This is a genomic window from Pseudomonas sp. OF001 (assembly GCF_904426495.1).
In the GTDB taxonomy this organism is placed as follows: Bacteria; Pseudomonadota; Gammaproteobacteria; order Pseudomonadales; family Pseudomonadaceae; genus Geopseudomonas.
In genome coordinates this window covers 1-26,691 of sequence record NZ_CAJGBM010000006.1, presented here as the reverse complement: position 1 = coordinate 26,691, position 26,691 = coordinate 1, and the positions used below count along the sequence as shown (strand labels likewise).

The following is a 26,691-nucleotide window of genomic DNA, read 5'->3' as shown; positions in this document are numbered from 1 at the left end:
ACTCAGCTCCCGCCCTTCCCCGCCAGCCACTGCGCCAGGCTGTCGCCGAACCGTTCCGCGCGCGCCTGCTCCAGGGCCTGCAGGGCCTCGCGCAGGCGCGGATACCAGGGTGCCGGCAGCGTCTGCGGCAGACGCTCCGGCAGGCCGGACAGCGCCGGCAGCGGCCAGGGACTGCGCCCCAGCAGCTCGGCCAGCGACAGCCGCGACAGGTCGCGGCACAGCACCCAGTCGCCGCCGCCGGTGGTGCTGACCAGGCGCTCCCCCTCGAGGAAGTCGATCAGCGCCAGCCACTCCTCGTCGTCCACCCCCCAGCCCCGCTGCGCCAGCGCCTCGCGGGAAAGGGCGCGACCGCTCTGCTGGGCCTCGTGGAACTGCGCCAGCACGCCGAGCAGGTTGAGTAGCGCCGGGCGTGCGCGTCCCTCCCAGCTGTCCGGCGAGCCGAGATGGCAGACCAGCTCGGCACCGGCCAGCACGATCAGCCAGCCCAGGTAGATCCACAGCAGGAACAGCGGCACGGCGGCGAAGGCGCCGTAGATCAGCTGGTAACCGGGGAACAGACTGACGTAGAGGGCAAAAAGCGCCTTGGCCGCCTCGAACAGCAGGGCGGTGAACACGCCGCCGACCAGCGCGTGGCGCAGGCGCACCCGGGTGTTGGGCACGGCCACGTAGAGCAGGGTGAAGGCGGCGATGCCGCTCAGCAGCGGAGTGAGGCCGAGCAGGGTCGCCGCGCCGGGCAACGCCTCGGGGCCGGAGAGGAACTTCAGCGAAGTGACATAGGTGCTGGCGGCGAAACCGGCGCCGAGCAGCAGCGGGCCGAGACTGAGGATCGCCCAGTACAGCAGGAAACTCGACAGGCCGCGACGTGCCCGACGCACCCGCCAGATCTGGTTGAAGGCGCCCTCGATGGTGCTCAGGGTCAGCAGCGCGGTCGCTCCCAGCAGCGCCACGCCGATCCAGGTCAGCTCGCGCGCCTGGCTGCTGAAGCCGCGCAGGTACTGCTGCACCTGCTCGCCCGCCGAGGGCACGAAGTTGTGGAAGATGAACGCCTGGATCGGCTCGCCGAGATCGCGGAAGGCCGGCACGGCGGCGAGCATGACGAAGGTCACGGTCATCATCGGCACCACCGCGAACAGGGTGGTGTAGGTCAGGGCCGCGGCGCTCTGCGGCACGCGGTCGGCGAAGAAGCGGCGCACCAGCCGCTCGGCGAAGCGCCAGGCCTGCTGCAGGTGAGGATGCATCGACACTCCTTTGTAGGCGGCATCGTCCCGTCTCGCTCGGGAAGGTTCAGGGCCGGGGGCCGGCCCGGTTAGAATAGCGCCCTCCTCCAGTCACGGGCCAACCGAGATGACCGACCTGACCCTGTATCACAACCCGCGCTGCTCGAAATCCCGTGGCGCGCTGGAACTGCTCGAGGCCCGCGGCCTCGCCCCGCACGTGGTGCGCTACCTGGACACCCCGCCGTCGGCAGCGGAGTTGCGTGCGCTGCTCGCCAAGCTCGGCTACACCCCTCGCCAGCTGCTGCGCAGCGGCGAGGAAGTCTACCAGGAGCTCAACCTGGCCGACCCGGCGCTGGACGACGAGGCGCTGATCGCCGCCATGCTCGCCCACCCGCGACTGATCGAGCGGCCGATCCTGGTGGCCGGCGACCGGGCGGTGGTCGGCCGGCCGCCGGAGCGCGTTCTGGAGCTGCTGCCGTGAGCCAGCCCTACATCCTGGTGCTCTACTACAGCCGCCACGGCGCCACCGCCGAGATGGCGCGGCAGATCGCCCGCGGCATCGAGCAGGGCGGCCTGGCGGCGCGCCTGCGCTGCGTGCCGGCGGTCTCCCCCGAGTGCGCGGCGGTGGCCCCGGAGATCCCCGAGGAAGGCGCGATCTATGCCACCCTCGACGACCTCAAGCACTGCTCCGGCCTGGTGCTGGGCAGCCCGACCCGCTTCGGCAACATGGCCGCGCCGCTCAAGCATTTCCTCGACAGCACCAGCAGCCTGTGGCTGACCGGCGAGCTGGTCGGCAAGCCGGCCGGGGTGTTCACCTCCACCGCCAGCCTGCACGGCGGCCAGGAGAGCACCCAGCTGTCGATGATGCTGCCGCTGCTGCACCACGGCATGCTGGTCTGCGGCCTGCCCTACAGCGAGACCGCGCTGCTGGAGACCCGTGGCGGCGGCACGCCCTACGGCGCCAGCCACCACGCCGGCGCCGACGGCAAGCGCACCCTCGACGAACACGAGACCGCCCTGTGCCGCGCACTGGGCCAACGCCTGGCGCAGACCGCGCTGAAACTGGGGAGCTGAGATGGCGCGCAAGAACAAACCGCTGCCGGCGCTGGAATGGCTGGAGCCACGCCGCCGCCTGGCGCGCTGGGCCAGCCTGGCCACCTTCCTCGCCCTGATCGCGCTGCTCGGCGTCTGGTACCTGCTGATCGTCGACCTGCACGGCGCACGCCCCTGGGTGATCCTCGGCGTGCACCTGCTGCCGCTGGCGATCCTCGCCCCCGGCATCCTGCTCGGCAACGTGCGCGTGCACGCCTGGGCCTGCTACGTGGTCAACCTGTACTTCATCCAGGGAGTGGTCACCGCCTTCGAGCCGGGCCGCCTGGTCTACGGCAGCCTGGAGGCGGCGCTCAGCGTGCTGCTGTTCTGCAGCGCCACCCTGTACACGCGCTGGAGCTTCCAGTACCAGCGCAAGCTGGCCGGGGAATGATGCGGGGATGCGCAGGGTGGGTCAGCCGCACCGCGGCGTAACCCACCCTACGCCAGCCTCACCAGCCGAGGGTTTCCTTGAGGAAGGGGATGGTCAGCTTGCGCTGCGCCTGCAGCGAGGCGTGGTCGAGCTGCTCGAGCAGGTCGAACAGCGAGTTCATGCTGCGCGAGCCGCGGGTGAGGATGAAGCGGCCGACCTCGTCGGTCAGGTGCAGGCCGCGACGCGAGGCGCGCAGCTGCAGGGCGCGCAGCTTGTCCTCGTCGGACAGGCCGTGCAGCTGGAACACCAGCGCCAGGGTCAGCCGCGACTTGAGGTCGGGCAGCTTGATCGGCACCTCGCGCGGCGGTGCCGAGGCCGACAGCAGCAGGCGCCGGCCGGCGTCGCGCAGGCGGTTGAACAGGTGGAACAGCGCCTCTTCCCAGGTCGGGTGGCCGGCCACCAGGTCGACCTCGTCGATGCACACCAGGTCGCACTGCTCGAGGTTGTCGAGCAGCTGCGGGCCGTACATGGCCACCGTATCCAGCGGCAGGTACACCGCGCGGCCGCCGAACTGCTCCATGCGCAGGCAGGCGGCCTGCAGCAGGTGGCTGCGCCCGACGCCCTCGGCGCCCCACAGGTAGATCAGGTTTTCCGCCCAGCCGACATCGGTCTCGCACATGCGCTCGACGTACCCCAGTGCGGCCGCGTTGGCCCCGGGATAGTAGTTGGCGAAGGTGGCGTCATCGCGCAGACGCACACCCAGAGGCAGCTGGATGGGTTTCATGGGGACTCCGACGGCTCCTGCGAGCCATCGCCTGACTCTCCGTAAAGTGCTGACAGTTTATAGAAGTCGTGCACATGGCGCAGCAGCACCATGATCACCGCCGCCACCGGCAGCGCCAGCAGCACGCCGGTGAAGCCGAACAGCTGGCCGCCGGCGAGCACGGCGAAGATCACCGCCACCGGGTGCAGGCCGATGCGGTCGCCGACCAGCATGGGGGTCAGCCACATGCCCTCGAGCAGCTGGCCGACGGTGAACACCACCAGCACGCCGAGCAGCGGATACCACTCGAGGCCGAACTGGAACAGCACCGCCACCAGCGCCGCGGCGATGCCGACCACGAAGCCCATGTACGGCACCAGACTGGCCAGGCCGGCAAGCACGCCGATCAGCAGGCCCAGCTCGAGACCGAGCAGCATCAGCCCCGCCGCGTAGACCAGCGCCAGTGCCAGCATCACCAGCAGCTGGCCGCGCAGGAAGGCGCCGAGCACCTCGTGGCATTCGCCGGCCAGACGCACCACCAGCCCCTCGCGGCGGCGCGGCAGCAGGTTGCGCAGATGGGCGAGCATCAGGTCCCAGTCGCGCAGCAGGTAGAAGCTCACCACCGGGATCAGCAACAGGTTGCCGAACCAGGCCAGCAGCGCCAGGCTCGACGAGGTGACCTGGCTCAGCAGCAGGCCGGCGAAGTCGGTGGCCTGGCCGAGGTGTTCGGTGAACAAGGCCTTGAGGCGGTCCAGGCGCCAGAAGTCGGCGCGCAGGCCGAACTGCTGCTGCCCCCACGGCAGCGCAGTGCCCTGCAGCCAGTCGAGCATCAGCGGCGCCAGCTCGTAGAGGCGCAGCAGCTGGCGGCCGAGCAGCGGCACCAGCACCAGCAGCATGGCCAGCAGGATCAGGCTGAACAGGGTGAACACCGCCACCACGCCCCAGGTGCGCGACAGGCCGCGCGCCTCGAGGCGGTCGACCAGCGGGTCGCCCAGGTAGGCCAGCAGGGTGCCGACCAGGAAGGGCATCAGCACCGGCTGCAGCTGGTGGATCAGCCAGCCGAGCAGGACCAGGCCGGCCAGCCACAGCCAGCTGCGCGAATTGCTCAACATGGGCGCACTCCTTGCCAGCCCCGGAGGAAGACGTCGCCTTACCAGGCGAAGCGCAGGCGATCGGCCGACGGCGCCGGCACCTGCAGCGGCGGCTGCTGGGGCGGCTGCGGCGCGGCCTGAGCGTCGACGGCCTGCGCCGGCACCTCATGCAGGCGACCGAGCTGCAGCTGGGCGCGCAGTTGCTCGGGGCTGGCCTTGACCTGATAGACCAGGCTGCTGCCGACCACCGCCTGCAGGCGCGGCGCGAAGGGTTCGAGCAGGCGCTGCAGGGCGACATAGCGACCGAGGTCGCTGCCCTGCACCTCGAGGGTCAGGCTCTGTGCCGCGGCGCTGGCGGCGAAACGGCCGGCCAGTTGCTCGCCGACCTCCAGCAGCACGGCGTCGGCCAGGGCGGCCTGGCTGGCGGCGCTGCTGGAGCCTGCGGCGCGCTTGTCGCCCATCCACAGCTGCCAGTCGGCCTGCCAGCTGTCAGCGGCGCCCTTGGCCACCACCGCGAGCAGGGCGTCGGCGGCGTAGCGCGCCGAGGCGCCCTGCAGGGCCTGGCCGTCGCTGCCGCGCAGGGTCTGCGCATTGGCCAGCAGCTGCTCGTCGAGATCGCCCAGCGGCAGGCTCAGCGGCACACCGCGATTGCGCGCGGCATCGCGCAGGACGGCCGCGCCATCCTGGTCCCCAGCCAGCAGGCTGCTGCCGGTCTCGCCCTCGTTCAGCCACCAGGCCAGCACGCTGGCGCGCTCGGCGTTCAGCAGGCTCAGACCGGCATCGCGCAGGGCGCGCTGGGTGAGCACCGGATCGAACACCACCGACAGGGTCACCGGCGTGCCGGACTCGTAGACGTACTGCTGCACCAGCTGCTGCGGATCGGCCAGCAGCGGCTGCAGGCGGCTGTCCTGGGCCGACTCGCGCTTGCCGGTCAGGCGCACCACCAGGGTCTGCAGCGCGCGGCTCATCGCCGCAGCACGCTCGGCCGGGTCCTGCGAGGCCACCGGTTCGTGCACCTCGTACAATCCCTCGACCTGCGCGGCGGTGGCCGACAGGGTGGCGAACAACAGGCAGCAGGCGAACCAGCGGGCGATCAGGCGCATGGGGCATCTCGACAGGGCAACGGACGCGCCAGATGCGCGCCAGACAAGGCCTATACCTTAAACAGCCGCCCGGACGGCGGCAACCGCCCGTGATGGCCGCTCCCGGGCAAGGATGCTAGAATCGCGCGCTTTCCCGCACTTCCCGCAAAGGCCCGCATTCATGAGCAAGCAACCCTCCATCAGCTACAAGGACGCCGGTGTAGACATCGACGCCGGCGAAGCCCTGGTCGAACGCATCAAAGGCGTGGCCAAGCGCACCGCGCGCCCGGAAGTGATGGGCGGGCTGGGCGGCTTCGGCGCCCTGTGCGAGATCCCCGCCGGCTACAAACAGCCGGTGCTGGTGTCCGGCACCGACGGCGTCGGCACCAAGCTGCGCCTGGCGCTGAACCTGAACAAGCACGACAGCATCGGCCAGGACCTGGTCGCCATGTGCGTCAACGACCTGGTGGTGTGCGGCGCCGAGCCGCTGTTCTTCCTCGACTACTACGCCACCGGCAAGCTCAACGTCGACGTGGCCGCCACCGTGGTCACCGGCATCGGCGCCGGCTGCGAACTGGCCGGCTGCTCGCTGGTCGGCGGCGAGACCGCCGAGATGCCCGGCATGTACGAGGGCGAGGACTACGACCTGGCCGGCTTCTGCGTCGGCGTGGTGGAGAAGAGCGAGATCATCGACGGCTCGAAGGTGCAGACCGGCGACGCGCTGATCGCCCTGCCCTCCTCCGGCCCGCACTCCAACGGCTACTCGCTGATCCGCAAGATCCTCGAGGTGTCCGGCACCGACATCGAGGCCACCGAGCTGGACGGCACCAAGCTGGCCGACCTGCTGATGGCGCCGACCCGCATCTACGTCAAGCCGCTGCTCCAGCTGATCAGGGACACCGGCGCGGTCAAGGCCATGGCCCACATCACCGGCGGCGGCCTGCTCGACAACATCCCCCGCGTGCTGCCGGAAGGCGCCCAGGCGGTGATCGACGTGGCCAGCTGGACCCGTCCGGCGGTGTTCGACTGGCTGCAGGAGAAGGGCAACGTCGACGAGCACGAGATGCACCGCGTGCTCAACTGCGGCGTCGGCATGGTCATCTGCGTGGCGCAGGAGCAGGTCGACACCGCCCTGGCCAGCCTGCGCGCCGCGGGCGAAGCCCCGTGGCTGATCGGCAGCATCGCCGCCTGCGGCGAAGACGCCGAGCGCGTGGTGCTGAACAACCTGAAGGCGCACTGATGGGCAACACCTGCAACGTGGTGGTGCTGATCTCCGGCTCCGGCAGCAACCTGCAGGCGCTGATCGACGGCATCGCCGAAGGCGGCATCCCGGCCCGCATCGGTGCGGTGATCTCCAACCGCGCCGATGCCTACGGCCTGGTCCGCGCGCAGAACGCCGGGATCGCCACCGCCGTGCTGGACCACAAGGCGTTCGAAGGCCGCGAGGCCTTCGATGCCGCACTGATCGAGGCCATCGACGCCCACCGGCCCGACCTGGTGGTGCTGGCCGGCTTCATGCGCATCCTCACTCCGGGCTTCGTGCGCCACTATGCCGGTCGCCTGCTCAACATCCATCCCTCGCTGCTGCCCAAGTACAAGGGCCTGCACACCCACCAGCGCGCGCTGGAGGCCGGGGATGCCGAGCATGGCTGCAGCGTGCACTTCGTCACCGAGGAACTCGACGGCGGACCGCTGGTCGTACAGGCCGTGGTGCCGGTGCAGGCAGGCGATAGCCCCGAGCGGCTGGCCAAGCGCGTGCAGATCGGCGAGCATCACATCTATCCGCTGGCCGTGCGCTGGTTCGCCGAGGGACGCCTGCGTCTCGGCCACCAGGGCGCCGAACTGGACGGCACCCCCCTGCCGGCCAGCGGCCAGCAGATACGCGACTTGCCGCTGCCGCACTGAGGCAGCGGGCAAGCATCCGCCATCAAGGAGATCGTCATGCGCCGCGCGCTCACGCTTGCCCTGGCCCTCTGCGGCCTGCCCACCGCCGCCCTGGCCCTGGAACCCTTCAGCGCCCAGTACACCGCCGACTGGCAGCAGGTGCCGGTCAGCGGCAGCGCCGAGCGCCACCTGGCGAAGGCCGCCGACGGCAGCTGGACCCTGCAGTTCAAGGCCTCGATGCTGGTGGCCGGACTGAGCGAGGAAAGCCGCTTCCGCTACGACAAGCAGCGCTTCGTGCCGCTCAGCTACCGTTTCGAACGCAGCGGCCTGGGCAAGAGCAAGAGCATCGCCCACGACTTCGACTGGCAGGCCAAGATGGTCACCGGCCACGACCGCGACCATCCGGTGAAACTGGTACTCAAGAGCGGCCTGCTCGACAAGTCCACCTACCAACTGGCCCTGCAGGAAGACGTCGCCGCCGGCAAGAAGAGCATGAGCTACCAGGTGCTCGACGGCGACGAGATCGAGACCTACGACTTCCGCGTGCTCGGCGAGGAGCAGGTGCAGACCGAGGCCGGCCAGATCACCGCCCTCAAGGTCGAGCGGGTGCGCGACCCCACCAAGTCCAACCGCAAGACGGTACTGTGGTTCGCCAGGGACTGGGGCCACCTGCTGGTGCGCCTGCACCAGGTGGAGAAGGACGGCAAGGAATACCAGATCATGCTCAAGCAGGGCACGGTCGACGGCCGCGCCGTCAAGGGCAGCTGAAGCCCTCGTCCCCGCACAGCAAAACGCCCGGTCCATGCCGGGCGTTTTGCTGTGCGGGGCGCGCGCGTATGCTGGCAGAAAACATCCTGCCGCGAGGCCGCCATCATGTCCGACAGCTACCGGCCGCTGGCCTGCGACCGCCACGACTACCTGGAGATCGCCTGCCTGTACGGCTACCGCCTGCGCATCGAGCTGACCGACGGCAGCTGGCTGGAAGGGCGCGCACTGGACACCCGCACCCTGCCGAACAAGGAGGAAGTGCTGCTGGTGCAGGTGGCCGGAGCCACCCGCCAGCTGCGCCAGGACCGCCTGCGCGCCATCACGCCGCTGACGCCCGGCGCGCGCTTCGGGCGCATCGCACTGCAGTCCTGACCCGCAAGATCACCACATCAGGTCGTCGGGGATCACGTAATCCTTGTACGGATCGTCCTCGGCGTCCGGCACCTCGCTGGCGACGTTGAGCAGGACGATGCGCTGCGGCTCGCGCTCCTGCACCTTGAGCGCCGCCTCGCGCGGGATCAGCTCGTACTTGCCCTCCAGACGCACGATGGCCAGGGTGCCGCGGCTGAGCTTGTCGCGCAGCATCGGGTTGACCGCGATGCGCTTGACCTTCTTGTCGTCGACGAAGTTGTAGTAGTCGTCGCCATCCAGTCGCGGCAGGCGGCTGCCCTCGATCAGTTGCCTGACCTGGGCCGCCAGCGCCTTCTTCTGCGCCTTCTCCTGCTGCTGGCGGTTCAGCTCCTGGTCGCGGGCCAGCTTCTCGGCCTGCGCCTTGAGTGCCGCCTCGCGCTGCGAGTCGTCCTTCTCCGCCTGGCCCTTGTGCTCCAGACGCTGCTGCTTCTGCTTCTGCTTGGCCGCCTGCTTGGCCTGCTTCTCGTTGACCAGACCCGCCTTGAGCAGCTGGTCGCGTAGGGAAAGACTCATGACTTACCTTGTTGCCGGGGAATCTGACAGGGACGGCACGCCACCCGGGCGCGCCGTCGCGAATGGAGCGCGGGAGCGGCTAGCCGCAGGCCGGGCCTTCCCGCTCCTGGCGCTTGGCCTCGCCCCACAGGGCGTCCAGCTCTTCGAGGGGGCAATCATCCATGGCCTTGCCGGCGGCGCGCAAGGCCTGCTCGATGAACCGGAAGCGGCGCTCGAACTTGCGGTTGGCCGCGCGCAGCGCCGCCTCCGGCTCGACCTTGAGATGGCGGGCCAGGTTGACCGCGACGAACAGCAGGTCGCCGACCTCCTCGGCGATGTGCGCCTGGTCGCCCTCGGCCATCGCCTCGAGCACCTCGTCGAGCTCCTCCTGCAGCTTGTCCAGCACCGGCAGCGGCGCCGGCCAGTCGAAGCCGACCTGGGCGGCGCGCTTCTGCAGCTTGGCCGCCCGCGACAGCGCCGGCAGCGCCTGGGGGATGTCGTCGAGCAGCGACAGCTGCTCCGGCGCGGCCACCTGCTCGGCGCGCTCCTCGGCCTTGATCTCCTCCCAGCGCTGCCGGATCGCCGCCTCGGCGAGCCTCGGCAGGTCGGGCGCGCCGTACAGGTCGCCGTCGGGGAACACGTGGGGATGGCGGCGGATCAGCTTGCGGGTGATGCCGTCGACCACCCGGGCGAAGTCGAAGCGCCCCTCCTCGCGACCCAGCTGGCTGTAGTAGATCACCTGGAACAGCAGGTCGCCCAGCTCGCCCGGCAGGTGGGCGAAGTCGCCGCGCTCGATGGCATCGGCCACCTCGTAGGCCTCCTCCAGGGTGTGCGGCACGATGCTGGCGTAGTCCTGCTTGAGGTCCCAGGGGCAGCCGTATTGCGGGTCGCGCAGGCGGGCCATCAGGTGCAGCAGGTCGTCCAGCCGGTACATGTCCATCTCAGGCCCCCGAGCGGCTGCGCCGCGCTTCGATGATGTTGGGCAGCTGCGAGATGCGCGCCAGCAGGCGGCCCAGCGCCTCCATGCCGGGAATCTCGATGGTCAGGCGCATGTTGGCGGTGTTGTCGCTCTTGTCCGACTGGGTGTTGACCGCCAGCACGTTGATCTTCTCGTTGAGCAGCATCTGCGACACGTCGCGCAGCAGACCGGAGCGGTCGTAGGCGCGGATCTGGATGTCCACCGGATAGGTCTTGGCCGGCGCCTGGCCCCAGCTGACCTGGATGATCCGCTCGGGCTCGCGCTCGCGCAGCTGCAGGGCGCTCGGGCAGTCCTGGCGGTGGATGCTCACCCCGCGGCCCTGGGTGATGTAGCCGACGATCGGCTCGCCCGGCACCGGCTGGCAGCAGCCGGCCATCTGGGTGAGCAGGTTGCCGACGCCGAGGATCTGGATCTCGTCGCGTCCGCCGCGCGGGCCACTGGGACCACGGCGGCCGATCAGGTCGACCACCTCGAAGCTGCGCTCGGGCTCGACCAGCTGCTGGGCGGCGTTGACCACCTGCGACAGGCGCAGGTCGCCGGCGCCGAGAGCGGCGTAGAGGTCCTCGGCGGTCTTCAGGTTGCACTTCTCGGCGAGGCGCTCGGGGTCGACCGCGGTCAGCGCCAGGCGCACCAGCTCGCGCTCCAGGTAGTTCTTGCCGGCGATCACGTTCTGGTCGCGCGCCTGGGTCTTGAACCAGTGGACGATCTTCGCCCGCGCCCGCGAGGTGGTCACGTAGCCGAGGTTGGGGTTGAGCCAGTCGCGGCTCGGCGCACCGTGCTTGCCGGTGATGATCTCCACCTGCTCGCCGGTCTGCAGGCTGTAGGTGAGCGGCACGATGCGCCCGTTGACCTTGGCGCCGCGGCAGTTGTGGCCGATCTCGGTGTGCACCCGGTAGGCGAAGTCCAGCGGTGTGGCGCCGGTCGGCAGGTCGATGGCGTGGCCGTCGGGAGTGAACACATAGACGCGGTCGGGCTCGATGTCGACGCGCAGCTGCTCGGCCAGGCCGCCGATGTCGCCCAGCTCCTCGTGCCATTCGAGCACCTGGCGCAGCCAGGCGATCTTCTCCTCGTAGTGGCTGGAGCCGGAGTTGACGTCGGTGCCCTTGTACAGCCAGTGGGCGCACACGCCCAGCTCGGCCTCCTCGTGCATGGCGTGGGTGCGGATCTGCACCTCCAGCACCTTGCCCTCGGGGCCGATCACCGCGGTGTGCAGCGAGCGGTAGCCGTTCTCCTTGGGGTTGGCGATGTAGTCGTCGAACTCCTTGGGAATGTGCCGCCACAGGGTGTGCACGATGCCGAGGGCGGTGTAGCAGTCGCGCACCTCGGGCACCAGGATGCGCACGGCGCGCACGTCGTAGATCTGGCTGAACTCCAGACCCTTGCGCTGCATCTTGCGCCAGATCGAATAGATGTGCTTGACCCGGCCGCTGATGTCGGCCTCGATGCCGGTGGCGTCGAGTTCCTCGCGCAACTGGCTCATCACGCTGTTGATGTACTGCTCGCGATCGAGACGGCGCTCGTGCAGCAGCTTGGCGATCTGCTTGTACTGCTCGGGCTCGAGGTAGCGGAACGACAGGTCCTCGAGTTCCCACTTGATGTGACCGATGCCCAGGCGATGGGCCAGCGGCGCATAGATGTCGAACACCTCGCGGGCCACCCGGTAGCGCTTGTCGTCGGGGGCGTTCTTCACCGCACGGATGGCACAGGTGCGCTCGGCCAGCTTGATCAGCGCCACGCGCACGTCGTCGATCATCGCCACCAGCATCTTGCGCAGGTTCTCCACCTGCGCCTGGGCGCCAAGCACCATGGACTGGCGCGGATTGAGACTGGCACTGATCGCGGCCATGCGCAGCACGCCCTCGATCAGCTTGGCGACCTGGGCGCCGAAGCGCTGGCCGACCGCCTCCAGGCTGGTCTTGCCCTCGCGCACCGCACGGTAGAGCACGGCGGCGACCAGCGACTCCTGGTCGAGCTTGAGGTCGGCGAGGATCTCGGCGATCTCAAGGCCGGTACGGAAGCTCGACATGCCCTCGGCCCAGATGTTCTGCGCGGCGATCGCCTGCTGCTCGACCTCGCGGGCGAACTCGCAGGCCTTGCGCAGGCTGTCGCGATCGAGGGCCGGGTCGACATCGAGGATGTGATCCAGCCAGGCCTCGAGGTTGATGCTGCCGTCGGTGTTGACCGGCTGTTGCGCTCTTACCTGTACCATCGTCTTTCACCTTTCCTGCCAGGGCACGGAACAGCCGTGCCCGGTCAAGGGCCCGCCTCCGCGGGTCCTGCCTGCGCCGGCCTTCTGCGGACCGGTGCGCCTACGGACGCTCGGCGTCCGCCTCGAACAATGCCATCGCCTCCACATGCGCCGTCTGCGGGAACATGTCGAGGATGCCGGCGCGCTTCAGGCGATAGCCCTGCTGCGCCAGCGCTGCCGCGTCGCGCGCCAGCGTGGCCGGGTTGCACGACACGTAGAGCACGCGCCGCGCGCCCAGGGCACGCAGCTGGCCGACCACCGCCGCCGCGCCGTCACGCGGCGGGTCCAGCAGTACCGCGGCGAAACCGCCGCGCGCCCAGCCCGTCTGGCCCAGCGGCTGGGACAGGTCGGCGCGGAAAAAGTGCGCATTGCCCAGGCCATTGGCCGCGGCATTCGCCGCGGCCCGCTCGACCATCGCCTGCACGCCCTCCACCCCCACCACCTCGGCGGCGCGCCGGGCCAGCGGCAGGGCGAAGTTGCCCAGGCCGCAGAACAGGTCGAGCACCCGTTCGTCGGCCTGCGGCGCCAGCCAGGCCATGGCCTGGGCGAGCATCGCCTCGTTGACCGGGGCGTTGACCTGGACGAAGTCGCCCGGCCGCCAGGCCAGGGTCAGCCCCTCGCCCTCCAGCCGATAGCCCAGCTCCTGCGTCGGCTCGTCCGCCTGCGGCTCGCCCTCGCCCTGCCACCACAGCTGGGCGCCGTGCGCGGCGCAGAAGGCCCGCAGCGCGGCGCGATCCTCCTCCGCCAGCGGCTGGGTGTGGCGCACCAGCAGCGCACTGGCGGTGCCCTGGAACAGCTCGGCGTGGCCGATGGCCTGCGGCTTGCGCAGGCCGCGCAGCACCGCCGGCAGTTCGGCGAGCAGCGATTGCAAAGCCTGTACCAGTACCGCGCAGCGGTCCAGATCGACTATCGCCTGACTTGCCGCGGCGCGGAAGCCGACCTCCAGCCGCCGGCCCTTGGCATCCCAGCGCACCGCCAGGCGCGCGCGGCGCCGGTAGCCGAACTCCGGCCCGACCAGCGGCGGCGCCCACTCCTCGGGCGCCAGACCGGCCAGACGCTGCAGCTGCTCGGCCAGGGTGCGCTGCTTGAGCGCCAGCTGCTCGGCGTGCGGCAGGTGCTGCAGGGTGCAACCGCCGCAGCGTCCCGCCAGCGGACAGGGCGGCTCGCGGCGCAGGGCGCTGGGCTCGAGCAGCCGCTCGACCCGCGCGTCCACCACCTGGCTGCGCGCGGCCAGCACGCGGGCCTCGACCGTTTCCCCGGCCAGGGCCCCGGCGACGAACCAGGTGCGGCCGCCCTCGTGGGCGATGCCGCGGCCGTCGTGGGCCAGGCGTTCGATGCAGAGGCGTTGCTTCTTGCCGACCGGCAGTTGTGCGGCGCGTGCGCCGCCGCTCGGCTGGAAGCGCAGCCCGGTATTGCGTTTGGCCATCAGGCGACCTGCAGATTCAGTGTAGGGTGCGCCGGGCGCACCGCAGGGAAAGCGTGCTCGACCGCGGGCTCAGGCCTGCGGCTCGTCGTAGACGCCGGTGGACAGGTAGCGGTCGCCGCGGTCGCAGATGATCGCCACCATCACCGCGTTCTCCACCTCGCGCGACAGGCGCAGCATGGCCGCCACCGCGCCGCCCGAGGACACGCCGCAGAAGATGCCTTCCTCGCGCGCCAGACGACGCATGGTGTCCTCGGCCTCGCCCTGCGCCATGTCGATCACCCGGTCGACGCGGCTGGCGTCGAAGATCTTCGGCAGGTACTCCTGCGGCCAGCGGCGGATGCCGGGGATGGCCGAGCCCTCCTGCGGCTGCAGGCCGACGATCTGCACCGCCGGGTTCTGCTCCTTGAGATAGCGCGACACGCCCATGATGGTGCCGGTGGTGCCCATCGAGCTGATGAAGTGGGTGATGCTGCCCTGGGTCTGCCGCCAGATCTCCGGGCCGGTGCTCTCGTAGTGGGCCTGCGGGTTGTCGAGGTTGCCGAACTGGTCGAGCACCTTGCCGCGGCCCTCGGTCTGCATCCTCAGCGCCAGGTCGCGGGCGCCCTCCATGCCCTCGGCCTTGCTGACCAGCACCAGCTCGGCGCCGTAGGCGGTCATCGCCGCCTTGCGCTCGGCGCTCATGTTGTCCGGCATGATCAGCACCATCCGGTAGCCCTTGATCGCCGCTGCCATCGCCAGGGCGATGCCGGTGTTGCCGGAGGTGGCCTCGATCAGGGTGTCGCCGGGCTGGATGTCGCCGCGCAGCTCGGCGCGGGTGATCATCGACAGCGCCGGACGGTCCTTCACCGAGCCGGCCGGGTTGTTGCCCTCCAGCTTGACCAGGAGGGTGTTCGTGGTCGGGCCCGGCAGGCGCTGCAGGCGCACCAGCGGAGTGTTGCCGACGCAGTCGGCGATGGTGGGATACTGCACGGTCATGGAAGCGCTCGGTCATCGCAGCGGCCAGGGGGAGCGCTATGATAACGGCAAACCGGGCGGGCCGATAACACGGCACGATCGAACCTTATAACCTCAAGATATAAGGTTCGCGCGCTTGCCGACCTCTGGCGAGGCGCTACACTGCCGCCAACCCAGTAGTGCAGCGGAGAATCTGCGTGTTCGACAAACTCGGGATCAAGGGCCGCATCCTGCTGCTGTCCCTGCTGCCCACCAGCCTGCTGGCGCTGGTGCTCGGCAGCTACTTCACCTACACCCAGCTGGCGCAGATGCAGCACCAGCTCGACGACCGCGGCCAACTGCTGGCCGAACACCTGGCACCGCTCAGCGCCCGCCCGCTGGCCGCCGGCGACCGGGAGCTACTCGAGCGCCTGGCGACCCGCAGCCTCGAACAGAGCGACGTACGCGCCATCAGCCTGCTCGACGCCGAGGGCAGACCCCTGGCCCACGCCGGCCCGCGCATGCGCGGCGAGCCTCCCGCGGCGCAGCCCGGGCTGCTCAGCCAGGCCCGCAGCCTCAGCGCCACGCGCTTCCGCCTGCCGGTCTACGGCCACCACCGCCAGCTCGGCGGGCAGGCGCCGCAGAACGAGGACGACAACCTGCTCGGCTGGATCGAGGTCGAGCTGTCGCACCAGAACACCCTGCTGCAGAGCTACCGCAGCCTGCTCGCCAGCCTGCTGCTGACCCTCACCACACTGGGCCTGAGTGCCCTGCTCGGCCTGCGCCTGAGCCGCTCGATCAACCAGCCGCTGGCGCAGATCAGCCAGGGCGTGGCGCAGATCCGCGACGGCCAGCTGCACACCCGCCTGCCGAGCCTCGACAGCCGCGAGCTGAACGAGCTGGCCGCCGGCATCAACCGCATGGCCGAGGCGCTGGAGAGCGCCCACGACGAGCTGCAGCAGAGCGTCGAGCAGGCCACCGAGGACCTGCGCAGCACCTTGGAAAACATCGAGGTGCAGAACATCGAACTCAATCTGGCGCGCAAGGAGGCGGTGGAGGCCAACCGCATGAAGTCCGAGTTCCTCGCCAACATGAGCCACGAGATCCGCACCCCGCTCAACGGCATCCTCGGCTTCACCAACCTGCTGCGCAAGAGCGGCCTGGACAGCCGCCAGCAGGACCACCTGGCGACCATCGAGAAGTCCGCCGACAACCTGCTGGCGATCATCAACGAGATCCTCGACTTCTCGAAGATCGAGGCCGGCAAGCTGCTCCTCGAACAGGTGCCGTTCAACCTGCGCGACCTGATCCAGGACGTCCTCACCATCCTCGCCCCCGCCGCCCACGAAAAGCGCCTCGAACTGGTCAGCCTGATCTACCGCGACACGCCGCAGGCGCTGGTCGGCGACCCGCTGCGCCTCAAGCAGGTGATCACCAACCTGGTCAGCAATGCCATCAAGTTCACCCGCAGCGGCAGCATCGTGGTGCGCGCCATGCTCGAGGAGGACCTCGGCGACCGCGCCCACCTGCGCATCAGCGTGCAGGACAGCGGCGTCGGCCTGTCCGAGGCCGAGCAGCGCAGCCTGTTCCAGCCGTTCAACCAGGTCGACAACTCCAGTTCGCGACAGGCCGGCGGCACCGGCCTCGGCCTGGTGATCTCCAAGCGCCTGATCGAACAGATGGGCGGCGAGATCGGCGTGACCAGCGAGAGCGGCCATGGCGCCGAGTTCTGGCTGCTGCTCGACCTGCCCAAGGCCGCCGAGGAAAGCGACGAACTGCCGCGCGCCCTGCTCGGCGGACGCTGCGCCGCGCTGCTGGAAAGCCACGAACTGGCCCGCCAGTCGCTGCGCCACCAGCTCGAGGACTGCGGCCTGCAGGTGATCGAGTTCGGCAACCTCGACGCGCTGATCGAGGAGGCGGCCCTGCGCCAGCACGGCAGCGCGCCGCTGGCCATCGCCCTGATCGGCATCGATACCAGCGAGCATCCGCCCGAGCGCCTCAGCCGCCAGCTGTGGGAGCTCAACCAGCAGGGCTGCCAGAGCCTGCTGCTGTGCCCGACCACCGAGCTGATGCTGTATCACGCCAGCCTGCCGGCCGACCACGGCCAGCTGCAGGCCAAGCCGGTGTGCACGCGCAAGCTGCAGCGCACCCTGATCGACATGCTCAGCCCGCGCGCGCAGCGCAGCGAACCGAGCGGCAGCAACCACGCCACCGGCGCCAGCCGCGCGCCGCGCCTGCTGTGCGTCGACGACAACCCGGCCAACCTGATGCTGGTCAAGACCCTGCTCGGCGACATGGGCGCCCAGGTCACCGCCGTCGACAACGGCTACGCCGCACTGTGCGCGGTGCAGCAGGACAACTTCGATCTGGTGTTCATGGACGTGCAGATGCCCGGCATGAACGGCCGCGAGACCACCGAGGCGATCCGCCAGTGGGAGCTCGAGCAGCGCCAGTCGCCCCTGCCGATCGTCGCCCTGACCGCCCACGCCCTGGCCAGCGAGAAGCGCGCCCTGCTGCAGTGCGGCATGGACGACTACCTGACCAAGCCGATCAGCGAGCGCCAGCTGGCCCAGGTGGTGCTCAAGTGGACCGGTCTGTCGCTGCGCGGCAGCGAGCCGGCGGCCAGCCACCTGCCCGAGCGCGGCAGTGCCGCCCCGGAGCTGCGCGTGCTCGACCCCGAGGAGGGCCTGCGTCTGGCCGCCGGCAAGGCCGAGCTGGCCGCCGACATGCTGGCCATGCTGCTCGACTCGCTGGAGTCCGACCAGGCGGCGATCCGCCAGGCGCGCGCTGCCAACGACACCACCGCGCTGCTCGAGCGCATCCACCGCCTGCACGGCGCCACGCGCTACTGCGGCGTGCCGCAGCTGCGCGCCGCCTGCCAGCGCAGCGAGAGCCTGCTCAAGCAGAACGCCCCGGCCAGCGTCGCCCTCGACGAGCTGGATGCCGCCATCACCCGCCTGGCCGAACAGGCCGCCCGCCCCGCCCCGGATACGGCGTCGTAACGAGGAGTCCCCGTGCGCATCACCCTGTTCAGCAGCAAGCCCTACGACCGCGACAGCTTCGCCGCCGCCAACGACGGCGGCTTCGACCTGCACTTCCTCGACGCGCGCCTGGACGTCGACACCGCCGCCCTGGCCGCCGGCAGCACGGTGGTCTGCGCCTTCGTCAACGACGACCTGTCCGCGCCGGTGCTGGAGCGGCTGGCGCAGGCCGGCACGCGGCTGATCGCCCTGCGCTCGGCCGGCTACAACCACGTCGACCTGCACGCCGCCGCACGCCTCGGCCTGCCGGTGGTGCGCGTGCCGGCCTACTCGCCGCACGCGGTGGCCGAACATGCCGTGGGCCTGGTGCTGGCCCTCAACCGACGCCTGCACCGCGCCTTCAACCGCACCCGCGAGGGCGATTTCTCCCTGCACGGCCTGACCGGCTTCGACCTGCACGGCAAGACCGTCGGGGTGGTCGGTACCGGCCAGATCGGTGCGGTGTTCGCCCGCATCATGCTGGGCTTCGGTTGCCAGGTGCGGCTGTTCGACCCGCAGCCCGACGCCGGTCTGGTCGCCCTCGGTGCGCGCTACGTGGCGCTCGACGAACTGCTGGCGAGCAGCGACATCCTCAGCCTGCACTGCCCGCTGACCGCCGCCACCCGCCACCTGATCGACCGCCACAGCCTGGCGCGGATGAAGCACGGAGCCATGCTGATCAATACCGGGCGCGGCGCCCTGGTCGACACCCCGGCGCTGATCGGCGCACTGAAGAGCGGCCAGCTCGGCTACCTGGGCCTCGACGTCTACGAAGAGGAGGCCGACCTGTTCTTCGAGGACCGCTCCGACCAGCCGCTGCAGGACGACGTGCTGGCGCGCCTGCTGACCTTCCCCAACGTGATAGTCACCGCCCACCAGGCCTTCCTCACCCGCGAGGCGCTGGCGGCCATCGCCGGCACCACCCTGGACAACGTCGTCGCCTGGCAGGCCGGACGGCCGAGCAACCAGGTGCAGGCCTGAACCGTCATGGACAGCGTGCTAGCATGCCCGCCTTGCCCGGAGGCTCCATGACCGAACACGATTTCCGCTACACCCTGCTCAACCCGCAACACACCCTCACCGAGTGCCGTGCGCTGGCGCCCGGCCGCTATCAGGTCACCGGCAACGGCGGCTCGATCAAGGTCGGCGACATCCTGCTGGTGACCCTCAAGGGCAGCCGCGACCTGTCCATGCGCCTCGCCGTGGAAAAGGTCCGCCACCTGATCACCCCGCCCGGCCAGTGGCTGGCGGTGGCCCGCGGCCCTGCGTTCCGCGAGCTGAACATCCACACCTGGCAGGTGGCCTGCGACGGCTGCGGCGTGCAGCTCGACCTCGAGTTCGCCGTCGACGGCGCGCTGGGCGACAAGGCCCGCGCTCCGGCAGCCGAGGCGCGCCTTGCCGAACTGGGCTGGGCCAACCGCGCCGGCCGCCATCTCTGTCCGCAGTGCAGCGCCAAGGAGGCCTGATGTTGCCGCGTACCGCCTTGCTCGTCGCCGCCGCCGCGCTCGCCGGCTGCGCCGCCACGCCACCGCCCCTGGAGCAGGAGCGCACCTACCGCGTCGAGTGGATCGACGAGCGCCCGCTGCTCGAGGGCAGCCACCTGACCATCACCTTCGGCGCCGACGACCGCGCCTACGGCACCGGCGGCTGCAACCACTGGTTCGCCGGCTACGGCCTGGAAGGCGAGATCCTGCGTTTCAGCCAGGTCGGCAGCACCCGCAAGCTCTGCTCGCCGAGCCTGATGGAGCAGGAAGCACGCTTCTTCCGGGCGTTGCAGCAGGTGCGCCGCTGGGACGTCTCGCCGCTCGAGCAGCTGCGCCTGTGGCCGGAACAGGGCAAGCCGATCCGCCTGTGGCCGGACGAAGGCTGAGCTATTCGAACAGCACCAGTTGCTCCCCCCCCTCGCGCAGGTCGACCAGGCGCACGCCCACACCGATCAGCCGCACCGGCCTGCCGCCGCGGGCGAAGGCTGCCGCCAGCAGACGCTGGTAGCTGCCGCCATCGCGCCCGGCGCCGGCCTGCTCCAGGGTAGTCTGGGTGAAGTCGTGGAACTTCAGCTTGACCAGCGGCTTGTCCGCCCGGTAAGCGCTGTCCAGGCGCGCCAGGCGGTGCTCCAGTTGCTCGAGCAGCGCCGGCAGCTCGGCCACGCAGGCGGCCAGGTCCGGCAGGTCGCGATCGAAGGTGTGCTCGACGCTCAGCGTCTGCCGGCGCCGCTCGACCCGTACCGGGCGCTCGTCGATGCCACGGGCCAGCTGCCACAGGCGCTCGCCGAAGCTGCCGAACTCGCGCACCAGCGCCAGCCGCTGCCACTCGCGCAGGTCGCTGCAGCGCTGGATGCCGAGCCGCGCCAGACGCTCGGCGGTGACCTTGCCCACTCCGTGCAGGCGCGCCACCGGCAACGCGGCGACGAAGGCATCGACCTCCGGCGGCGTGATCACGCACAGGCCGTCGGGCTTGTGCCAGTCGCTGGCGATCTTGGCGAGGAACTTGTTCGGCGCCACCCCGGCCGATACCGTGATGTCCAGCTGCTCGCGCACCCGCCGGCGGATGTCCTGGGCGATGCGCGTGGCGCTGCCGGAGAAATGCGCCGAGTCGGAAACGTCGAGGTAGGCCTCGTCCAGCGACAGCGGCTCGATCAGCTCGGTGTAGTCCTGCAGGATGGCGTGGATCTGCCGCGAGGCCGCCTTGTAGGCCTCGAAGCGCGGCCGCACGATCAGCAGCTGCGGGCACAGCGCCAGCGCCTGGCGCGAGGCCATCGCCGAGTGCACGCCGAAGGCGCGCGCCTCGTAGTTGCAGGTGGCGATCACCCCGCGGCGGTCCGGCGCACCGCCCACCGCCATCGGCCGGCCGGCCAGACGCGGGTCGTCGCGCATCTCGATGGCGGCGAAGAAGCAGTCGCAGTCAATGTGGATGATCTTGCGCACGGCGCGGGACGGCAGAGGCCGGACTCCGGAACGATACAGGCGGACCGCCAGTGTAACGCCTGGCGCCAGCAAAGGGCGCAGCACTCTGGCGGCCGCGCCGGACGGGGCCTGGTGGCTGCCAGGCGCTCTGCCCGGGCGCATAACTGCTTGATCCGGCGAACGTTTTTCAAGATAGCGCTTGACACCGCGGCGCTTTTGCGTAAAATCGCCAACCACAGACGCGGGGTGGAGCAGTCTGGTAGCTCGTCGGGCTCATAACCCGAAGGTCGTAGGTTCAAATCCTGCCCCCGCAACCAAATCTCGAAAAGGCCATTCTCCGGAATGGCCTTTGTCGTTTCTGCTCGCAGCCGTTTCTCGCGGCAAGCCATTGATTCAGAAAAACTATTGGTTGACTGCCAGCCATTTGCGAGTAGAATGGCCGACATCAGACGCGGGGTGGAGCAGTCTGGTAGCTCGTCGGGCTCATAACCCGAAGGTCGTAGGTTCAAATCCTGCCCCCGCAACCAAATCTCGAAAAGGCCATTCTCCGGAATGGCCTTTTTCGTTGCTGCGCGAAAAGCACAGCCGCCCCCCCTCAGCTTGGCTTAAGGTTGGCGCCCTAGACTACCGGCATCGATTCGAATCGCCTGTCCGGAGTCAGCATGGCCTCTTCCCCCTCACGCTACAGTCCCCTGTCCATCGCCCTGCACTGGGTCATGCTGCTGCTGATCGCGGCGGTCTATGCCTGCATCGAACTCAAGGGCAACTTCCCCAAGGGCAGCGACATCCGCGAAGGCCTCAAGTACTGGCACTTCGTCCTCGGCCTGTGCATCTTCGCCCTGGTCTGGCTGCGCCTGCTCGGCCGCCTGACGGGCAGGACGCCGGCGATCCAGCCGGCACCGCCGGCCTGGCAGACCGGCATGGCCCACCTGATGCACCTCGCCCTCTACGCCCTGATGATCGGCATGCCGCTGCTGGGCTGGCTGCTGCTCAACGCCGAGGGCAAGCCGGCGCCCTTCTTCGGCATCGAGCTGCCCATGCTGGTGCCGCAGAACCACAGCCTGGCGGAAAACATCGAGGAACTGCACGAGTTCGGCGGCCAGGCGGGCTACTGGCTGATCGCCCTGCACGCCGCTGCCGGCCTGTTCCACCACTATGTCAGCCGCGACAACACCCTGACCCGCATGCTGCCGGGCCGCGACTGAAATCCTCCGCAGCAGGCCCCGCCCGCACTGTCGCGGGGCCTGCGTTCCTCCCTGCAGCACTGGCCAAGCGCGCCCGGCACCGCTAGAATTGCGCACTTTTTGATCAAGCGCCCGCGCGGCGTCACCCAGAGGTCAGCCTGCATGTCCAGCTCCACCCCCAAAGTCGGCTTCGTAAGTCTCGGTTGCCCGAAAGCGACCGTCGATAGCGAACGCATCCTCACCCAGCTGCGCATGGAGGGCTACCAGATCGTCCCCTCCTACGAGGATGCCGACGTGGTGGTGGTCAACACCTGCGGCTTCATCGACAGCGCCAAGGCCGAGTCGCTCGACGCCATCGGCGAGGCGCTGGCCGAGAACGGCAAGGTGATCGTCACCGGCTGCATGGGCGTCTCCGAGGACAGCATCCGCAACGTCCACCCCAGCGTGCTGGCGGTCACCGGCCCGCAGCAGTACGAGCAGGTGGTCAACGCCGTGCACGAGGTGGTGCCGCCCAAGGTCGACCACGACCCGTTCGTCGACCTGGTGCCGCCGCAGGGCATCAAGCTGACCCCGCGCCACTACGCCTACCTGAAGATTTCCGAGGGCTGCAACCACAGCTGCAGCTTCTGCATCATCCCCTCGATGCGCGGCAAGCTGGTCAGCCGTCCGGTCGGCGACGTGCTGTCCGAGGCCGAGCGCCTGGTCAAGGCCGGGGTCAAGGAGCTGCTGGTGATCAGCCAGGACACCAGCGCCTACGGCGTCGACCTCAAGTACAAGCTGGACTTCTGGAACGGCCAGCCGGTGAAGACCCGCATGCTCGAGCTGTGCGAGGCGCTCTCCGGCATGGGCGTGTGGGTGCGCCTGCACTACGTCTACCCCTACCCCAACGTCGACGACGTCATCCCGCTGATGGCCGCCGGCAAGCTCCTGCCGTACCTGGACATCCCCTTCCAGCACGCCAGCCCCAAGGTGCTCAAGGCGATGAAGCGCCCGGCCTTCGAGGACCAGACCCTGGCGCGGATCAAGAAGTGGCGCGAGATCTGTCCGGAGCTGACCATCCGCTCGACCTTCATCGTCGGCTTCCCCGGCGAGACCGAGGAAGACTTCCAGTACCTGCTCGACTGGCTGACCGAGGCGCAGCTCGATCGCGTCGGCTGCTTCCAGTACTCGCCGGTCGAGGGCGCCCCGGCCGAGGAGCTGGGCCTGGAGGCGGTGCCGGACGAGGTCAAGCAGGAGCGCTGGGAGCGCTTCATGGCCCACCAGCAGGCGATCAGCGCGGCACGCCTGCAGCTGAAGATCGGCAAGGAGATCGAGGTGCTGATCGACGAAGTCGACGAGCAGGGCGCCATCGGCCGCTCCGCCGCCGACGCCCCGGAGATCGACGGCAACGTCTACGTCGACAGCGACCGCGACCTGCAGCCGGGCGACAAGGTGTGGGTGCGCGTCACCGACGCCGACGAGTACGACCTCTGGGCCGAAGTGATTTAAGCCCCCTCCCCCGACGAGCCCGGCCCAGTGCCGGGCTCGTCGTCTCTGGGCCCGACGCGGGGAATGGGGTGTAATGTCTGCTCGTCCGGCATGGATGGAGACCGCCGATGAATCCCTGGCTGCAGATACTCGCCCTCACCCTGTTCGCCGGACTGGCCATGCCGGCCGGCGCCTTGCTCGCCATCCGCGAACACATCCACCCGCGCTGGCTGGAAACCGAACTGCGCCACACCATTCTCGCCTTCGGCGCCGGCGCCCTGCTCGCCGCCGTGACCCTGGTGCTGGTCCCCGAGGGCATGCGCACCCTGCCGGTCTGGCTCGGTGCGCTGTGCTTCGCCGCCGGCGGCGTGCTGTTCATGCTGATCGACCGCTACCTTGCCGCCCATCGCACCTCGGCCAGCCAGGCGGTCGACATGCTGTTCGACTACATCCCCGAAACCCTCGCCCTCGGCGCGGCCATGGCGCTCGGCAGCCACGCCGGCCTGCTGCTGGCCCTGCTGATGGCCCTGCAGAACCTGCCGGAAGGCTTCAACGCCTACCGCGAACTGCGCCGCTCCTCGCGCCTCGACAACCGGCAGATTCTCGGCCTGTTCACCCTGATCGCCCTGCTCGGCCCGTTCGCCGGCCTCTGCGGCTACCTGTGGCTGGCGCCCTACTCCGAGGTCGTCGGCGCCATCATGCTGAGCGCCTCCGGCGGCATCCTCTACTCGGTGTTCCAGGACATCGCTCCGCAGATCCCGCTGCGCCGCCACTGGGCTCCGCCGCTGGGCGCGGTGGCCGGCTTCCTGCTGGGGATGATCGGCCAGCCCCTGGGGGCCTGAGGGGCCGATTCGGCCGGCCAACCGCCCCGCAACGGAAACACCTTGCGATCTTCGTCACCGTGACGGCGAACTGGCCGGCATCCCGGGATGCGACTGCCGCCGCGGACGACTGCCTGCGAGTTCCGCTGCGGGGCGCGACTCGTTAAGATCATCACGACCCAGCGGGGCGCCCTGCCCGCCCCGTCCCCTTGCGCCCACTTCAGGAAGAGTGCCCACGATGAGTTCCACCTCCCGCTTCGCCCCCATGCCCGATGCCCGCGGCTACTTCGGCCCCTACGGCGGCCAGCTGGTGCCACCGGAACTCAAGCAGGTGATGGACGAGATCGACGCTGCCTACGAGGAGATCCGCCAGCGCGAGGACTTCCAGCAGGAGCTGGCCAGCCTGTTCGCCGACTACGTCGGCCGTCCCAGCCCGATCTTCCATGCCCGCCGCCTCTCCGAGCAGCTCGGCGGCGCGCAGATCCACCTCAAGCGCGAGGACCTCAACCACACCGGCGCGCACAAGATCAACCACTGCCTGGGCGAGGCGCTGCTGGCCAAGTTCATGGGCAAGACCAAGGTGATCGCCGAGACCGGCGCCGGCCAGCACGGCGTGGCGCTGGCCACCGCCTGCGCGCTGGTGGGCATCCCCTGCGAGATCCACATGGGCCAGGTGGACATCGAGAAGGAACATCCCAACGTCACCAAGATGAAGATCCTCGGCTGCAAACTGGTGCCGGTGACCCGCGGCGCGGCGACCCTCAAGGAGGCGGTGGACAGCGCCTTCGAGGAATACCTCAAGGACCCGCACAACTTCATCTACGCCATCGGCTCGGTGGTCGGCCCGCACCCGTTCCCGAAGATGGTCCGCGACTTCCAGTCGATCATCGGCACCGAGGCCCGCGCGCAGTTCCTCGGCAAGCACGGCCGCCTGCCCGACCACGTCGCCGCCTGCGTCGGCGGCGGCTCCAACGCCATGGGCATGTTCACCGCCTTCCTCGACGACGAGAGCGTCAACCTGGTCGGCGTCGAGCCGGCCGGCGAAGGTCTGGACAAGCCCGGCCGCCACTCGGCCACCCTGTCGATGGGCAAGCCCGGCGAGCTGCACGGCATGGCCTGCTACGTGCTGGAAGACGCCGAAGGCAAACCGGCCGCGGTGCACTCGATCGCCTCCGGCCTCGACTACCCCGGCGTCGGCCCGCAGCACAGCTACCTGAAGGACATCGGCCGGGTCAGCTACCAGACCGCCAGCGACCAGGAATGCCTCGACGCCTTCATGACCCTGTCGCGCGTCGAGGGCATCATCCCCGCCCTGGAAAGCGCCCACGCGGTGGCCTGGGCCATGCGCGTGGCACCGACCCTGCCGAAGGATGCGCACATCCTGGTCAACCTGTCCGGTCGTGGCGACAAGGACGCCGATTACGTGGCCAAGCTGCTCGGCCTGTAACCGCTCGCACACCCCGCGTCCCCCGGGACGCGGGGTGCTCTCCCGCCGTCCGGCGCGTATCATCCCCGCTGCCCCGTCGCCTCCCCGGTCTCCCCGCCATGTCCTACAGCGTCAGCCCCGTCGGCTACCTGCGTTCCTGCTTCAAGGAAAAGTTCGCCATCCCGCGCCAGCCGCAACTGGCCCCGGCCGCCCGCGGCGTGCTGGAACTCGTGCCGCCGTTCGACGATGGCTCCGCGGTGGCCGGGCTGGAGCAGGTCAGTCACGTCTGGCTGCTGTTCCTGTTCCACCAGGCGCTGGAGGACCGGCCGCGGCTCAAGGTGCGCCCGCCGCGTCTGGGCGGCAACCGCTCGCTGGGGGTGTTCGCCACCCGCGCCACCCACCGCCCCAATGGCATCGGCCAGTCCGTGGTGAAACTGGAGCGGGTCGAGGCGGGCCGCCTGCACCTGTCCGGCATCGACCTGCTGGACGGCACCCCGGTGCTGGACATCAAGCCCTACGTGCCCTACGCCGACATCGTCGACGAGGCCCGCAACGCCATCGCCGACGCGCCGCCGCCGGCGATCCCGGTCGACTGGTGCGCTAGCGCTCTGGCCCAGGCCCGCGAGCAGGCGCTGCGTCTGGGCGAACCGGTGGTCGAGCTGATCGAGCAGTGCCTGGCCCAGGACCCGCGTCCGGCCTACCAGGTGCCTACGCCGGAGCGCCGCTACGGGGTGCGCTTCTGGGACCTGCAGGTGCGCTGGCACTACCCCGCCCCCGAGCGCATCCGCGTGCTGGAGGTGGTGCGCGCCGAAGCGTAGGGTGCGCTATGCGCAGCACCGTTGGCTGCTCGCTGCGCTGCTTGAGCGGCCGTCCATAAGCGAAAACGGCGGAGCCCATCACCGGGGCTCCGCCGTTTTCCGTTGCGCGGTTCGTCTTATTTTTGGTTCTTCGCGGGATCGTGGGGAAGAGCGGATTGACAGACAGGGAAGCAGGTAAATTGGCAGTCGCCAAACACACCAACGCCTGCCCCCTGCTGTCACCGTGCATCCTATTGATCTTGCTGCTTTCTGGCCAGGCTACGACGTTGTAGCCTGCAGCCATTCCGTCGAAAAAA

At 69.7% G+C, this 26,691-nt stretch carries 26 protein-coding genes and 2 tRNA genes; 18 read left to right on the top strand and 10 right to left on the bottom strand.

All coding sequences use genetic code 11. From position 1 onward, the window contains the following. Positions 1 to 2 precede the first annotated feature (2 nt). A complete protein-coding gene (locus tag RA210_RS04915) occupies positions 3 to 1,238 on the bottom strand; it encodes a YihY family inner membrane protein (protein ID WP_136489419.1) in 1,236 nt (411 codons plus the stop codon). A 106-nt stretch (positions 1,239 to 1,344) separates the two neighbouring features. Between RA210_RS04915 and arsC the strand changes: the two genes are divergently transcribed. Genes arsC through RA210_RS04900 form a run of 3 tightly spaced genes read left to right on the top strand, consistent with a single transcriptional unit; the run spans position 1,345 to position 2,700 of the window. Beyond that, a complete protein-coding gene (arsC, locus tag RA210_RS04910) occupies positions 1,345 to 1,698 on the top strand; it encodes an arsenate reductase (glutaredoxin) (protein WP_201485591.1) in 354 nt (117 codons plus the stop codon). Continuing rightward, on the top strand, positions 1,695 to 2,291 hold the full coding sequence (gene wrbA / locus RA210_RS04905; RefSeq protein WP_201485590.1) for an NAD(P)H:quinone oxidoreductase: 597 nt from the start codon (positions 1,695 to 1,697) through the stop codon (positions 2,289 to 2,291). The genes arsC and wrbA overlap by 4 nt, the downstream gene beginning before the upstream one ends. 1 nt (position 2,292) lies before the next feature. Next, positions 2,293 to 2,700, top strand: a complete 408-nt coding sequence (locus RA210_RS04900; RefSeq protein ID WP_201485589.1) for a DUF2069 domain-containing protein — start codon at positions 2,293 to 2,295, stop codon at positions 2,698 to 2,700. Positions 2,701 to 2,758: 58 nt separating this feature from the next. On the opposite strand, the gene hda is transcribed toward RA210_RS04900, so the two are convergent. From hda to RA210_RS04885, 3 genes are read right to left on the bottom strand one after another with little or no spacing between them, the layout of a single operon-like run. Then, entirely contained in the window at positions 2,759 to 3,463 is a 705-nt protein-coding gene (gene hda / locus RA210_RS04895) for a DnaA regulatory inactivator Hda (protein WP_136489423.1), read from the bottom strand. After that, on the bottom strand, positions 3,460 to 4,554 hold the full coding sequence (locus RA210_RS04890) for an AI-2E family transporter (protein ID WP_201485588.1): 1,095 nt from the start codon (positions 4,552 to 4,554) through the stop codon (positions 3,460 to 3,462). Before RA210_RS04890 ends, hda begins: the two co-directional genes overlap by 4 nt. Before the next feature lie 38 nt (positions 4,555 to 4,592). After that, positions 4,593 to 5,636: a DUF2066 domain-containing protein gene (locus RA210_RS04885; protein WP_201485587.1), complete on the bottom strand. Its 1,044-nt coding sequence runs from the start codon at positions 5,634 to 5,636 to the stop codon at positions 4,593 to 4,595. Between the two features lie 160 nt (positions 5,637 to 5,796). Between RA210_RS04885 and purM the strand changes: the two genes are divergently transcribed. From purM to RA210_RS04865, 4 genes are all read left to right on the top strand, one after another. Next, entirely contained in the window at positions 5,797 to 6,855 is a 1,059-nt protein-coding gene (gene purM / locus RA210_RS04880; protein WP_201485586.1) for a phosphoribosylformylglycinamidine cyclo-ligase, read from the top strand. After that, a complete protein-coding gene (gene purN / locus RA210_RS04875) occupies positions 6,855 to 7,520 on the top strand; it encodes a phosphoribosylglycinamide formyltransferase (RefSeq protein WP_201485585.1) in 666 nt (221 codons plus the stop codon). Before purM ends, purN begins: the two co-directional genes overlap by 1 nt. A 36-nt stretch (positions 7,521 to 7,556) precedes the next feature. Next, on the top strand, positions 7,557 to 8,267 hold the full coding sequence (locus tag RA210_RS04870) for a DUF3108 domain-containing protein (protein ID WP_136489428.1): 711 nt from the start codon (positions 7,557 to 7,559) through the stop codon (positions 8,265 to 8,267). Between the two features lie 105 nt (positions 8,268 to 8,372). Next, a complete protein-coding gene (locus tag RA210_RS04865; protein WP_136489429.1) occupies positions 8,373 to 8,639 on the top strand; it encodes a Rho-binding antiterminator in 267 nt (88 codons plus the stop codon). 9 nt (positions 8,640 to 8,648) lie between these two features. Here RA210_RS04865 and RA210_RS04860 read toward each other — a convergent pair whose 3' ends face one another. From RA210_RS04860 to cysM, 5 genes are all read right to left on the bottom strand, one after another. Then, complete coding sequence (locus tag RA210_RS04860) at positions 8,649 to 9,191, bottom strand: DUF2058 domain-containing protein (RefSeq protein ID WP_136489430.1); 543 nt, start codon at positions 9,189 to 9,191, stop codon at positions 8,649 to 8,651. 79 nt (positions 9,192 to 9,270) lie between these two features. Further along, positions 9,271 to 10,104 carry a nucleoside triphosphate pyrophosphohydrolase gene (gene mazG, locus RA210_RS04855; protein WP_201485639.1) on the bottom strand — a complete coding sequence of 278 codons (834 nt, stop codon included), beginning with the start codon at positions 10,102 to 10,104 and terminating at the stop codon, positions 9,271 to 9,273. 7 nt (positions 10,105 to 10,111) lie between these two features. Beyond that, positions 10,112 to 12,358, bottom strand: coding sequence for a GTP diphosphokinase (gene relA, locus RA210_RS04850; protein ID WP_136489431.1), 2,247 nt, complete (start codon positions 12,356 to 12,358; stop codon positions 10,112 to 10,114). A 100-nt stretch (positions 12,359 to 12,458) separates the two neighbouring features. Continuing rightward, positions 12,459 to 13,823: a 23S rRNA (uracil(1939)-C(5))-methyltransferase RlmD gene (rlmD, locus tag RA210_RS04845; RefSeq protein WP_136489432.1), complete on the bottom strand. Its 1,365-nt coding sequence runs from the start codon at positions 13,821 to 13,823 to the stop codon at positions 12,459 to 12,461. Positions 13,824 to 13,892: 69 nt separating this feature from the next. Further along, positions 13,893 to 14,798, bottom strand: coding sequence for a cysteine synthase CysM (gene cysM / locus RA210_RS04840; protein WP_136489433.1), 906 nt, complete (start codon positions 14,796 to 14,798; stop codon positions 13,893 to 13,895). A 176-nt stretch (positions 14,799 to 14,974) separates the two neighbouring features. Here cysM and RA210_RS04835 point away from each other — a divergent pair, with 176 nt between their 5' ends. The 4 genes from RA210_RS04835 to RA210_RS04820 are packed head-to-tail and all read left to right on the top strand — an operon-like array spanning position 14,975 to position 19,646. Continuing rightward, on the top strand, positions 14,975 to 17,758 hold the full coding sequence (locus RA210_RS04835; protein ID WP_136489434.1) for a response regulator: 2,784 nt from the start codon (positions 14,975 to 14,977) through the stop codon (positions 17,756 to 17,758). 12 nt (positions 17,759 to 17,770) lie between these two features. Continuing rightward, positions 17,771 to 18,757 carry a 2-hydroxyacid dehydrogenase gene (locus RA210_RS04830; protein ID WP_201485584.1) on the top strand — a complete coding sequence of 329 codons (987 nt, stop codon included), beginning with the start codon at positions 17,771 to 17,773 and terminating at the stop codon, positions 18,755 to 18,757. 47 nt (positions 18,758 to 18,804) lie between these two features. After that, positions 18,805 to 19,242 carry a hypothetical protein gene (locus RA210_RS04825; protein WP_136489436.1) on the top strand — a complete coding sequence of 146 codons (438 nt, stop codon included), beginning with the start codon at positions 18,805 to 18,807 and terminating at the stop codon, positions 19,240 to 19,242. Beyond that, a complete protein-coding gene (locus RA210_RS04820) occupies positions 19,242 to 19,646 on the top strand; it encodes an META domain-containing protein (protein ID WP_136489437.1) in 405 nt (134 codons plus the stop codon). Before RA210_RS04825 ends, RA210_RS04820 begins: the two co-directional genes overlap by 1 nt. 1 nt (position 19,647) lies before the next feature. Here the strand turns inward: RA210_RS04820 and dinB are convergent, their stop codons facing one another. Continuing rightward, on the bottom strand, positions 19,648 to 20,700 hold the full coding sequence (gene dinB, locus RA210_RS04815) for a DNA polymerase IV (protein WP_168772495.1): 1,053 nt from the start codon (positions 20,698 to 20,700) through the stop codon (positions 19,648 to 19,650). A gap of 219 nt (positions 20,701 to 20,919) precedes the next feature. Here dinB and RA210_RS04810 point away from each other — a divergent pair. The 7 genes from RA210_RS04810 to tsaA all read left to right on the top strand — a co-directional run bounded on the left by RA210_RS04810 (position 20,920) and on the right by tsaA (position 26,395). Beyond that, a tRNA-Met gene (locus tag RA210_RS04810) sits at positions 20,920 to 20,996 on the top strand. 133 nt (positions 20,997 to 21,129) lie between these two features. Then, positions 21,130 to 21,206, top strand: a tRNA-Met gene (locus tag RA210_RS04805). Positions 21,207 to 21,341: 135 nt separating this feature from the next. Then, positions 21,342 to 21,884, top strand: a complete 543-nt coding sequence (locus RA210_RS04800; RefSeq protein WP_201485583.1) for a cytochrome b — start codon at positions 21,342 to 21,344, stop codon at positions 21,882 to 21,884. Positions 21,885 to 22,025: 141 nt separating this feature from the next. Further along, on the top strand, positions 22,026 to 23,351 hold the full coding sequence (gene rimO / locus RA210_RS04795; protein WP_201485582.1) for a 30S ribosomal protein S12 methylthiotransferase RimO: 1,326 nt from the start codon (positions 22,026 to 22,028) through the stop codon (positions 23,349 to 23,351). A 107-nt stretch (positions 23,352 to 23,458) separates the two neighbouring features. After that, positions 23,459 to 24,172 (top strand): ZIP family metal transporter, encoded by a 714-nt coding sequence (locus RA210_RS04790; RefSeq protein ID WP_201485581.1) that lies wholly within the window; start codon positions 23,459 to 23,461, stop codon positions 24,170 to 24,172. A gap of 217 nt (positions 24,173 to 24,389) precedes the next feature. Next, positions 24,390 to 25,598, top strand: a complete 1,209-nt coding sequence (trpB, locus tag RA210_RS04785) for a tryptophan synthase subunit beta (RefSeq protein ID WP_201485580.1) — start codon at positions 24,390 to 24,392, stop codon at positions 25,596 to 25,598. Positions 25,599 to 25,696: 98 nt separating this feature from the next. Further along, positions 25,697 to 26,395 (top strand): tRNA (N6-threonylcarbamoyladenosine(37)-N6)-methyltransferase TrmO, encoded by a 699-nt coding sequence (gene tsaA / locus RA210_RS04780; RefSeq protein WP_136489443.1) that lies wholly within the window; start codon positions 25,697 to 25,699, stop codon positions 26,393 to 26,395. The last annotated feature ends 296 nt before the right edge of the window (positions 26,396 to 26,691 follow it).

Coding starts and splice junctions, on each gene's coding strand:
- RA210_RS04915 (WP_136489419.1), bottom strand. CDS start 1,238: ATGCATCCTCACCTGCAGCAGGCCTGGCGCTTCGCCGAGCGGCTGGTG.
- RA210_RS04800 (WP_201485583.1), top strand. CDS start 21,342: ATGGCCTCTTCCCCCTCACGCTACAGTCCCCTGTCCATCGCCCTGCAC.
- RA210_RS04885 (WP_201485587.1), bottom strand. CDS start 5,636: ATGCGCCTGATCGCCCGCTGGTTCGCCTGCTGCCTGTTGTTCGCCACC.
- purM (WP_201485586.1), top strand. CDS start 5,797: ATGAGCAAGCAACCCTCCATCAGCTACAAGGACGCCGGTGTAGACATC.
- RA210_RS04870 (WP_136489428.1), top strand. CDS start 7,557: ATGCGCCGCGCGCTCACGCTTGCCCTGGCCCTCTGCGGCCTGCCCACC.
- tsaA (WP_136489443.1), top strand. CDS start 25,697: ATGTCCTACAGCGTCAGCCCCGTCGGCTACCTGCGTTCCTGCTTCAAG.
- RA210_RS04890 (WP_201485588.1), bottom strand. CDS start 4,554: ATGTTGAGCAATTCGCGCAGCTGGCTGTGGCTGGCCGGCCTGGTCCTG.
- RA210_RS04865 (WP_136489429.1), top strand. CDS start 8,373: ATGTCCGACAGCTACCGGCCGCTGGCCTGCGACCGCCACGACTACCTG.
- RA210_RS04825 (WP_136489436.1), top strand. CDS start 18,805: ATGACCGAACACGATTTCCGCTACACCCTGCTCAACCCGCAACACACC.
- arsC (WP_201485591.1), top strand. CDS start 1,345: ATGACCGACCTGACCCTGTATCACAACCCGCGCTGCTCGAAATCCCGT.
- hda (WP_136489423.1), bottom strand. CDS start 3,463: ATGAAACCCATCCAGCTGCCTCTGGGTGTGCGTCTGCGCGATGACGCC.
- RA210_RS04900 (WP_201485589.1), top strand. CDS start 2,293: ATGGCGCGCAAGAACAAACCGCTGCCGGCGCTGGAATGGCTGGAGCCA.
- RA210_RS04860 (WP_136489430.1), bottom strand. CDS start 9,191: ATGAGTCTTTCCCTACGCGACCAGCTGCTCAAGGCGGGTCTGGTCAAC.
- rlmD (WP_136489432.1), bottom strand. CDS start 13,823: ATGGCCAAACGCAATACCGGGCTGCGCTTCCAGCCGAGCGGCGGCGCA.
- rimO (WP_201485582.1), top strand. CDS start 22,026: ATGTCCAGCTCCACCCCCAAAGTCGGCTTCGTAAGTCTCGGTTGCCCG.
- mazG (WP_201485639.1), bottom strand. CDS start 10,104: ATGTACCGGCTGGACGACCTGCTGCACCTGATGGCCCGCCTGCGCGAC.
- RA210_RS04820 (WP_136489437.1), top strand. CDS start 19,242: ATGTTGCCGCGTACCGCCTTGCTCGTCGCCGCCGCCGCGCTCGCCGGC.
- cysM (WP_136489433.1), bottom strand. CDS start 14,798: ATGACCGTGCAGTATCCCACCATCGCCGACTGCGTCGGCAACACTCCG.
- relA (WP_136489431.1), bottom strand. CDS start 12,358: ATGGTACAGGTAAGAGCGCAACAGCCGGTCAACACCGACGGCAGCATC.
- trpB (WP_201485580.1), top strand. CDS start 24,390: ATGAGTTCCACCTCCCGCTTCGCCCCCATGCCCGATGCCCGCGGCTAC.
- RA210_RS04790 (WP_201485581.1), top strand. CDS start 23,459: ATGAATCCCTGGCTGCAGATACTCGCCCTCACCCTGTTCGCCGGACTG.
- purN (WP_201485585.1), top strand. CDS start 6,855: ATGGGCAACACCTGCAACGTGGTGGTGCTGATCTCCGGCTCCGGCAGC.